Source organism: Pseudoalteromonas sp. P1-25, assembly GCF_001401805.1.
In the GTDB taxonomy this organism is placed as follows: Bacteria; Pseudomonadota; Gammaproteobacteria; order Enterobacterales; family Alteromonadaceae; genus Pseudoalteromonas.
The window spans coordinates 1-8,142 of the sequence record NZ_LKDW01000057.1 but is presented as its reverse complement, the minus strand read 5'-3'; the positions used below and the strand labels follow the sequence as shown (position 1 = coordinate 8,142).

Here is an 8,142-nt window from a genome sequence, read left to right as displayed (position 1 = left end):
CTACCACCCAGGACACTTAGACGCTTCGCGCTACACAGAAAAACACGCGTAACGTTAAGTCACTTTTCTAGGTATTCAGCTTCGCTTCTGTGTGATGAAACAATCACTTTATGCCTAGGTAAAAGCGTTGCTTTTAATACGAAAGCAATGCGCGTCTACATGGCAATTTACCTCGGTGTTAATTTTTTAGGTAAGCGCGAAGCCTGCTCGCGTGAAATTGGCTATGGCAGTTAATAAATGCTTACCTGCGCATTAAAAAAGCGGTGTTAAAATTAACACCGCTTTTTTAGATTTAGACAATAAAAATGCGTTTAAAGCATTGGTTTTAGCACATCATATAAAGCGTTGATGTGATCGTCTCTGTCGTTTAAAGCGGCTATGTAACGGTATTTTTCGCCGCCGGCGTTTTCAAATATTTCACGGTTTTCTTCTTCAAGCTCTTCGAGCGTTTCTAGGCAATCGGCACTAAAAGCTGGGCTTAAAATTGCTATATCGGTAATGTTTTCATCAGGGAGCGATGCAAGCGTGGCGTCGGTGTATGGCTTTAACCATTCGGCTTTACCAAAGCGGCTTTGAAAGGTGCTAATGGCTTTGTCTTTATCAAGGCCAAGTTTTTCCATCACCAAGCGCGTGGTTTGTAAACATAGGCAGTGGTATGGATCGCCTCTATCTAAAAACAGTTTAGGCATACCGTGGTATGAAAAAACGAGTTTTTGTGGCATGCCGTTTTTTTCTAAATCTTCGCTTATGCTGCTTGCTAATGAGTCTATGTAAGTGGTGTTTTTGTGATAACCATTTACAAAATGGAGCTCTGGCACCCAGCGCCACTTTTGTAACACTCTTGAAACGGCATCAAATGTTGAGCCGGTTGTCGGGCTTGAGTATTGTGGGTAAAGCGGTAATACAATAATACGCGTAAGGCCTTTGTCGCGCAGCTGCTCAAGGCCTGCTTCTATTGAAGGGTTACCGTAACGCATGGCCATTACAACCTCGGTATTGGTATAACCTTGCTCTTTTAATAGCGCGTTTAGTTTGTCGCGTTGTAGGCGGGTAATATGCGTAAGCGGCGAGCCGTTTTCGGTCCAAATACTTTTGTACAGTTTTGCTGAGCGCTTAGGGCGAATACGCAAGATTATACCGTGAAGTATTATCATCCACACTAAACGTGGTATTTCTACAATACGGGGGTCTGATAAAAACTCACGTAAGTAGGTACGCAGTGCTGCTGGGGTAGGCGCGTCTGGACTACCTAAATTGGTGAGTAAAATGCCTGTTTTTTGATTAAAACGCCCGTCGTGGGGATTGTCAGTAACAGCAGAAAATCGCGACACGGTGTGCTCCTTAAAGCAATGTGATACTAATACTTAATCATTTTGCGGGGCTAAACGGGTTGCTATCAGCGTTAAAAAATTCTCATTTAGTACAACTAAATAGCGAGTTTTTGTCTAGCTATCAACACGTTTTTCCACCCTTAAAATAAATCACTTAATTAAGCGGATTGGTATTAAACAGTTTAAAAAATATACCCAACTCAATAGGTACCTGTTTGAATTAGTTTAGCTTATATACGGCCATTGTAACGAAAAAAAGCACAGTTTAGATCAATCATTTAGCGCTTTTTACCATTATTCTAAATGGGGTTGGTTTTTTGGTTTCTAGTTGTTGTAGCTTGTCGATGGATTTTCTACCAAACACGTGGCCTTTAGGTAATAGCATTATACCGCTGTGGCTGTGCAACGTGTGGCCTAAAATCATATTGGCTTTTAGCTCTTTAGCGCTGCATATCATAATTGAGCCGGCATTATTAAGCTGCTCGTTTAATTTGCTATGGCTTGCTTCAAGTGCGCGCACAATTTTAGGGTGGTAAAAAGTGCCGCTGTACATTTTTACGGTTTCGAGGGCATCGCTGTGGCGCTCTTTATCGGTAGAACCTTGGCTTTGCTCAAATGCGTTCCAATAATCGCGAGCCACGCTAAGTACCATGGCGCCAATAGGTATATCGTTCCCAGCTAGCCCCTTTGGTAAGCCATTACCATTAAATCGTTCATATTGATGGTAAATTGCATCGGATACATCGTGTAAGTGAATAGCAGGCATAAGCATTAATTGTGCGGTGCTAGGGTGAGTGTAAAAAGCTTTGCGCTGTTGCTCACTCAGCCGACTTACTGGCTTTTTATAGAGCTCTGGGTCCATGGCAAGCAAGCCTATTTGTGCTAAGTAACCCGCCATTGGGGCTAAATCTATACTTTTTTGCGATAGGTTTAAATACAGCGCTATTTGCGTGCACGTGTCGGCAATCTTTTGTGCTCTGTTGCCATCTAAATAAGGGTTAGCATTTATAAAGTTATAAAGCAGCTCTACGGTGGCTTTATGTTCGTTTTTTTCGCGCTCGTTAGCCTCTTCTAGTTGCTTAAGCACCTGCTTAATTTGTTTGGTGCGTTTGTCTACTCGTTGCTCTAATGAATTGTTTAGTTCCAGAAGTTCTTTATTTTGTTGCTTTACTTGCAGCTCAAGCTGTTTGTTTTGCTTTTTTAACTGAAATTTCTCGATGCTATCGTTAATGCTGCGCAAAAGCATATCGTTTTGCCATGGCTTTTGTATGTAGCCGTTAATTTGCGCAAGGTTAACAGCGGCTAAAGTGGTTTCTATTTCGGCGTAACCTGTTAATAAAATACGTTGTGTTTCGGGGGCTTTGTTACGAGCCTGCTCTAAAAATTGCGCGCCGTTCATAGTGGGCATTTTCATGTCGCTAATGATTAAGCTAAATTCGTGGCTGCTTAAAAGCTCAAGCGCTTGCACTGGGCTTTTGCAGGTTATAAAACTAAAGTTATTATTTTTTAATAAAGAGGTTAGAGAGCGCAGAACAATTTCGTCGTCATCAACACAAAGTACGTCTACGGCAGTGATTGAATGTGCAGGATCTGCTGGTTGGGTCATAGTGCTACCTTCTAAAATAATAAGCATAGTCTAAAAATTGCTTCTAGTTTGCATAAATACGTATGGCAAACTAAACGTTATACATGGATGCATATTTATGGAGCGAATAGGATGAGCACGGTGACCAAGGACTATAAACAGGCTTTTTTAGATGAGCAACGAAAGCGCCTAGCCGCAGAACAACTGCTTGAAGATAAAAGCCAACTGTTAGTTGTGTTAAATAACGAACTTAATAAAAATGCTGCTGAGCTCTCTTTGTATCAGCAAATGTTTGTTCAGGCCGACAAAATGGCAAGCGTGGGGGATTTGTCTTGCAGTATAGCGCACGAAATCAATAATCCGCTCTCGTATGTAATTAGTAATATAGAAAGCCTGCAATATATTAGCCCTCTTTTATCTAAATCCCTTCACTATAACGAGCAGTTTTTAACTGGCCAATTAAATGCTGGGCAATATAAAAACGTATTAGCTGATTTAAAAAAGCAATACGAACATGCATGGAACGTCCATGAAATTTACTCTCAATTAAGCGAAAGCCTAGAGGGTTTAAAGCGCATAAAGCAAACCGTACACAATTTATTAAATCTTAGCCAATTTACATACTCACATAATAAGCAATATTTAGATGTGAGTGAGGTTGCATGCTCTGCTTTAGAGGTACTACAAGGACAGCTTAAATACTGTGAAATAAAAACCAATTTTGAGCAATTACCGCTCATTTGGGGAGAGTTATCGTCAATTCACCAAATTTTTGTAGAGTTGTTATTAAATGCGCAACAAGCGTGCGCGCATGACCTAGAAAAAGGGAGCATTATTGATCTAAGCGTAACGCAGCAAAATGAAGGTGTATGTATAAAAGTGAAAGATAACGGTTGTGGAATGGACGAAAATACTCAAATGCATCTGTTTAAGCCTTTTTTTAGTACAAAAAATACAGCACATTCGTTAGGAATAGGAATGACAGTTGTTAACTTTATTTTGCAAGAACATGGCGGAAAAATAGAAGTTAGCAGCACTTTAGGAACAGGTACTACCATTTGTTGTTGGTTACCCGTAAAAGCAGAAGAAAGTGCAATAAATCTGTTGTAAATAAGGTGTTAACCAAATCGATGGGTGAAATTAAATTCCCAAATTGAATGCATTTTGAACAAGTTTAAGTGTTATTTTGTGGTTTTTACAATTTTTTGCATAGTTAGACCTATTATTTAGTTTTTTTCATTTCTTTTTATTTGCATATGTTGCTAGGATGTTCTACAAGCGATGCGTTACATCGCAATAACAAATATTAAAGAACACACTAAACAGGGTCGTCACTATGTCAACATATCGTTTAAATTCATTAGCTGCAGCTGTTGCGTTTGCCGTAAGCGCACCAAGCATTGTAAGCGCCCAAGAAGCACCTTTAGAGGCTGCACAAAATATCGAACAAATATCTGTATTAGGGTCGCGCGTATCTAATCGCACCTCTACTGAGTCTTCGTCACCTATTGATTTAATAGACGCTGATGATTTAAACAAAGGTGGCTTTACAGAGCTAGGGCAGAGCCTGCAAGCAACGGCTCCATCGTTTAACTTTTCTCGTACACAAGTGTCTGATGGCTCAGATTTATTTAGACCTGCCACGCTGCGCGGCTTACAGCCCGATCAAACGTTAGTATTGGTAAACGGTAAGCGCCGTCATAATCAATCTATTTTTGGTTTAAATGGCACGGTAGGTGCGGGTGCTGCGGGCACCGATATGAACGCGATTCCGCTTACTGCACTTAAAGGCGTAGAAGTATTGCGCGATGGCGCAGCAGCGCAGTACGGCTCAGATGCAATAGCCGGCGTAATTAACTTATCACTTAATAATTCAACGGGTGTAACAACCGGTTACGTACAATACGGTGGCACCAGTGAGGGCGATGGCGACACGCTTTCTGCAGGTTTAAACCGTGGTTTTGATTTAGGTAACGAAGGCGGTTTTATTAACTTATCGCTTGAATATCGTGATGCCGATGGTACAAACAGAGCTGAGCGCGATACGGGTGGCTCGTTAAACGTTGAACCAGGCACCCTGAGTGAAGATGTGCGTTGGGGCCAAGGTAATTCAGAAAGCGAATTTACCTCGTTGTTTTATAATATGGCGCTGCCAGTGGGCGAAAGCGAATTGTATTCATTTGGTGGTTATTCTGAGCGCACTGCGCTGGGTAACGGTTTTTACCGTAATTATAACGAAGCGACTAAAAATGTAACGCAAGTATATAGCGATGGCTTTTTACCTCGCATTTATAACGAAGCTGAAGATATTTCAGTAGCGGTTGGTTTTAGAGGCGACATAACCCCAGATTGGGGATACGATGTATCGGCAGTGTATGGTGAAAACCAATACGACTTTACTTCACGCAATACGTTAAATGCCTCTTATGCGGCAGAGTATGTGTTTAATAACCCAGATGCAAGCGATGCCGACATAGCCGCAAATGCAGGGCCAACCGGTGGCTACTCGGGTGGCTTTAGGTTTGACCAAACAACGGTTAATGCAGATTTTAACGGCATAGTTGATATTGGCCGAAGTGAGCCTTTGTATATCACTTTGGGTGCAGAATACCGTAAAGAAAACTACGAAATAGTACCAGGCGATGAAGCGTCGTACGCATGTGGCCTTGCAAATATGGATACTTCGTACCCATCGGTTAACGATCCGGATCAATTTGCTCAATGTGGCTTTCAGGCTTATAACGGTCTGCGCCCAGAGGCCGCTAACGACAGCGACCGCAACAGTTACGCGTTTTACGTAGATGTAGAAACGATGATCACTGATGCATGGAACGTAAGTGGTGCGCTTCGCTATGAAGACTTTTCAGATGCAGGCGATGACTTAATTGGTAAATTAGCAACACGTTATGAATTTAACGATGACTTTGCAGTGCGTGGTGCAGTATCTACCGGTTTTAGAGCGCCATCGCTGCAGCAAAGTGGGTATACTGCATTTACGACTAACCTAGGTTCAGATGGCACACTTACACAGTCGTTTACTGCAAATACGGGAACAGCTTTCCCAAGTGCATTGGGTGTAGATAGCCTAGAGCTTGAAACATCAACTAACTACAGCGCAGGTTTTGTTTACGATGTGACTAGCGAGCTGTCGTTAACGGTTGATTTTTACCGTGTAGAAATTAAAGACCGTATTACGCTTGGTAGTTTACTGTCTGCTGATGATGTTGCCTTTAGCGATGAAGCTGTAGCCGCTTTACAAGCAACAGGCGCAGTGCAGGCTAACTACTTTTCAAACTCTGTAGATTCAACTACACAAGGTGTTGATATTATTGCCTCTTACCGTACTGATGTAGAGGGCGGTAACTTTGGTGTCACTTTTGCGGGTAACCTAAACGACACTAAAATAGATAACGTAAATGCTGAAGAGGGTATTCCTGAGTCGGTGGCGTTTGACGATTTACAACGTAGCTTTTTTACCGACGGTCAGCCAAGTGAGCGTGCAACCCTTACCTTTGACTACGAGCGTGATGCGTATCAAACAACACTTCGTTTTAACTACTTTGGCGAAACAGACGTTAAGTACTTTGGTAACGACCACATCCCTTTACCAGGGGAGCTTTCGCCTACGGGGTCGTTTAAGCCAACAAGTACAGTTGAATCGGCTGTGTTAGTTGATGTAAATGTAAGCTACCAAATTAACGAAATATTTAATTTATCAGTAGGCGCAGACAACGTATTTGATGAAACACCGGATGAGTTAGGTGACGACGAAGTACTTAACTTTATAACTAACGGTGCATTTAAATACCCTGTACGTGCATTGCCTTATGGCTTTGACGGGCGTACTTACTATGCAAAAGTAAGCTTTGAATTTTAATTATTTGAGCTAAACCTATTTAACCTGAATTCTGGTTAAGAGATAGATTTATTATCCAGAGTTCAGGTTACTACTAAGCGCAGTTACTTACTGCGCTTTTTTAATGCTTATTTATTATGAAAAAAGCGCGTTAAAACACTTGCAAGGTTGAAAATTAGGCATACAATCGCCACTTCTTAAGATTCTTATTGTTATAAATAGTTAGGAAATAAAATGGCTAAAAAATCGAAAACCAAAGCCGCAAATAATAGTGCGGTAGAAACCGGGCGAGGTGTTATTAATCATAATGCGCTAGCGGCGTTAGTAACTTCTAAAGTGTTTAAACCACAAGTAGTAAAAGCTAAAAAAGGAAAAGGCTCGTATAAACGCACTAGCAAACACGTAAGACGAGAGTCTTATTTAATCGCGGCTTAAATAGCACCGATCAAATAAGACTTTTAACAGCTTACTTTTTGCCAAACATGCGCGTAAGCGTGTTGTCTTTATCAATAATATGGTGTTTTAAAGCGCCCACAATGTGTAAACCTAACGCCACTAATAGCGCATTTGCTGTAATACCGTGAACGGTTTTTCCTATCTCTGCTAAGCCTTGGTTAAAAGCGAGACTTTTTTGTGGGTTTTCTGGGTTGGGGTTGTGCGGTATAAGCTCAAGCCCAAACACCTCCACGCCGTGCCCACCAAAGCCCGACATAATCAGCCCCGAAATAGGCATAAGTAACATGCTTATTATAAGAACGTAATGCACAATTTTAGCTAACATTTGCTCATAATTTGGGTGTTCAACATCGTGCTTTGGCCAACCATTTATAATGCGCCATGTTACTCTTAGTAACGCAAAAGCAAGTAGTATTACGCCAAATGATTTGTGCCAACTCATTAGAAAAAACGCTTTAAAGTTTTCGATATACAGGCCTGAGCCTAATAACCCAATAATTAAAATAGCCACAATCCAATGCAGGCTTATAGTGGTTTTACTTAATGTACGTGGTGTATCTTTTGTTAGTTTCATTGTGGTTATTCCTAACTTAAAAAGTGGCGCTTAGTCGCGTTACAGTTGAATAATCAACATTAATGCGGCTAGCTTAAACTATAGAAGGTTAAAGTAGGGTTAACGACACCTATTTTTGAGTTTAAAAAGGGATAACCCGCCACGCGTGGTTCAGCGCAATGTTTGTTGCCTCTTTAAAAGCAAAGCGCCTCTAAGCCTCTTTGTGATTAATTGATCTTTAATACAAAACGCACAAAGAGAAGGGATGGAGAAGTAAATGAGAAGTGAAACTTGTAGACGTCGAGCTTGCTCACGTTAGAAGCGCAGCTTCTCATTAATTCCACCACCGAGTACACCGAGG

General features: G+C 41.3%; 7 protein-coding genes. 4 read left to right on the top strand and 3 right to left on the bottom strand.

Translation table 11 applies throughout. The features are described 5' to 3' along the window. A partial coding sequence (locus tag AN393_RS20620; RefSeq protein ID WP_235576220.1) for a hypothetical protein occupies positions 1-234 on the top strand: 234 nt, incomplete at its 5' end. Between the two features lie 77 nt (positions 235-311). Here the strand turns inward: AN393_RS20620 and hemH are convergent. Together hemH and AN393_RS19300 are read right to left on the bottom strand one after the other, a co-directional pair. Next, positions 312-1,331 carry a ferrochelatase gene (gene hemH, locus AN393_RS19305; RefSeq protein ID WP_055016883.1) on the bottom strand — a complete coding sequence of 340 codons (1,020 nt, stop codon included), beginning with the start codon at positions 1,329-1,331 and terminating at the stop codon, positions 312-314. A gap of 274 nt (positions 1,332-1,605) precedes the next feature. Continuing rightward, entirely contained in the window at positions 1,606-2,937 is a 1,332-nt protein-coding gene (locus tag AN393_RS19300; protein WP_055016888.1) for an HD domain-containing phosphohydrolase, read from the bottom strand. 111 nt (positions 2,938-3,048) lie between these two features. Between AN393_RS19300 and AN393_RS19295 the strand changes: the two genes are divergently transcribed. The 3 genes from AN393_RS19295 (at position 3,049) to arfA (ending at position 7,207) form a co-directional block, all read left to right on the top strand. After that, a complete protein-coding gene (locus AN393_RS19295) occupies positions 3,049-4,026 on the top strand; it encodes a sensor histidine kinase (RefSeq protein ID WP_055018917.1) in 978 nt (325 codons plus the stop codon). A 226-nt stretch (positions 4,027-4,252) separates the two neighbouring features. Continuing rightward, the gene (locus tag AN393_RS19290; RefSeq protein WP_055016885.1) at positions 4,253-6,793 is read left to right on the top strand and encodes a TonB-dependent siderophore receptor; all 2,541 of its coding nucleotides are present in this window, start codon (positions 4,253-4,255) and stop codon (positions 6,791-6,793) included. A gap of 213 nt (positions 6,794-7,006) precedes the next feature. Next, a complete protein-coding gene (arfA, locus tag AN393_RS19285; protein ID WP_055016886.1) occupies positions 7,007-7,207 on the top strand; it encodes an alternative ribosome rescue factor ArfA in 201 nt (66 codons plus the stop codon). 31 nt (positions 7,208-7,238) lie between these two features. Here arfA and AN393_RS19280 read toward each other — a convergent pair whose 3' ends face one another. Further along, entirely contained in the window at positions 7,239-7,802 is a 564-nt protein-coding gene (locus AN393_RS19280) for a cytochrome b (RefSeq protein ID WP_055018916.1), read from the bottom strand. Positions 7,803-8,142: the final 340 nt, after the last annotated feature.

What these genes read in the sequence shown, in the direction of transcription:
- AN393_RS19300 (WP_055016888.1), bottom strand. Translation starts at nt 2,937, where the DNA reads ATGACCCAACCAGCAGATCCTGCACATTCAATCACTGCCGTAGACGTA.
- AN393_RS19295 (WP_055018917.1), top strand. Translation starts at nt 3,049, where the DNA reads ATGAGCACGGTGACCAAGGACTATAAACAGGCTTTTTTAGATGAGCAA.
- AN393_RS19290 (WP_055016885.1), top strand. Translation starts at nt 4,253, where the DNA reads ATGTCAACATATCGTTTAAATTCATTAGCTGCAGCTGTTGCGTTTGCC.
- arfA (WP_055016886.1), top strand. Translation starts at nt 7,007, where the DNA reads ATGGCTAAAAAATCGAAAACCAAAGCCGCAAATAATAGTGCGGTAGAA.
- AN393_RS19280 (WP_055018916.1), bottom strand. Translation starts at nt 7,802, where the DNA reads ATGAAACTAACAAAAGATACACCACGTACATTAAGTAAAACCACTATA.